The organism is Bacillus haikouensis (assembly GCF_013179555.1).
GTDB lineage: Bacteria > Bacillota > Bacilli > Bacillales > Bacillaceae_B > Rossellomorea > Rossellomorea haikouensis_A.
Window position 1 is genome coordinate 1 of record NZ_JABMCR010000544.1, and the last position, 1,224, is coordinate 1,224.

Consider the following 1,224-nt stretch of genomic DNA (forward strand, 5'->3'; position numbering starts at 1 on the left):
GTAGCAGACTCGGATCCTGAAAGTGAATTCCGTGAAACGCAAATGAAATTTCGACCGATGCTGAGAGCATTAGGGGGAACCATCAATGGATGAACATCAAAAACGATTAACACATTATTTAGCAGCATATATCGATGAATTAGTTGGAAACGGGGTAGATGAAGTAGTCATCAGCCCGGGATCCCGTTCTACTCCTATGGCACTGTTGTTTACCCATCATCCAGGGGTGAAAACGTATATAAACGTCGATGAACGTTCGGCTGCATTCTTTGGACTCGGAATCGCAAAGGCTAAAAAGAAGCCTGTTGCGATTCTTTGTACGTCCGGCACTGCAGCAGCCAATTATTATCCAGCCGTGATTGAAGCACGTTATGCAAAGGTTCCGCTTATTGTGCTGACAGCCGACCGGCCACATGAGTTACGTGAAGTCGGCGCCCCGCAGGCGATTAACCAGCTAGAACTTTACGGGAAGCACGTGAAATGGAGTGTAGATATGGCACTGCCTGAATCTTTGCCCGAAATCCTGCAGTATGCAAAAGCATCTGCGGCGAGAGGAGTGAGCCTGTCAATCTCAGCTCCGGCAGGACCGGTTCATTTTAACTTTCCAATCAGGGAACCATTGATTCCTGCATTAGAGGAAGTGACGTTTTCAAACAGACGCAGGGAGAAACGGGTTATCGGCGGCCTCCGGGGACTATCTACAGAAATGCGTGATGACCTGCTGAGTGTTCTAAAGGAAAAACAAAAAGGGCTGATTATTTGCGGTACCGGACTGGATGAGTCTGCAATTGAATCGATCATGTTTTTTGCCGAATATCACGGTTTTCCGGTAGTCGCAGATCCTCTTTCACAAATAAGGGGCGGAGAGCATTCTAAGCGGAATGTAATCGAAACATATGATGCTTTCCTGAAAATTGAAGAGGTCAAGGAAGCTTTCAAGCCCGATTTGATCATTCGATTTGGAGCGATGCCCGTGTCTAAACCCCTGACCCTTTTCCTTAAAGGGCTCACCGGTGTTCCTTATTGGGTTGTCAGCAGCGGTGAGGAATGGCAGGATCCAATCGCGAAGGCAACCGAATTTATTTATTGCGATGAAAACTTGTTTTGTATAGACATGAAAACGGGTGCTGAACATAATGCAGCGGGATGGCTGCATCAGTGGAAAAACGTAAATGATGTTTCGAGAAATATCCTGCAGACACGAGATCAGCCCTGGAATGAGGG

The 1,224-nt window shown here is 47.0% G+C and carries 2 protein-coding genes; both read left to right on the forward strand.

Annotation, left to right across the window (positions count from 1 at the left end):
* Window positions 1-93, forward strand: a 93-nt coding sequence (locus HP456_RS25820) for a hypothetical protein (RefSeq protein WP_512698790.1), incomplete at its 5' end; no start/stop codon positions are given.
* The coding region (gene menD / locus HP456_RS24155; RefSeq protein ID WP_172255714.1) for a 2-succinyl-5-enolpyruvyl-6-hydroxy-3-cyclohexene-1-carboxylic-acid synthase at window positions 86-1,224 on the forward strand (1,139 nt) is incomplete at its 3' end. The genes HP456_RS25820 and menD, both read left to right, overlap by 8 nt.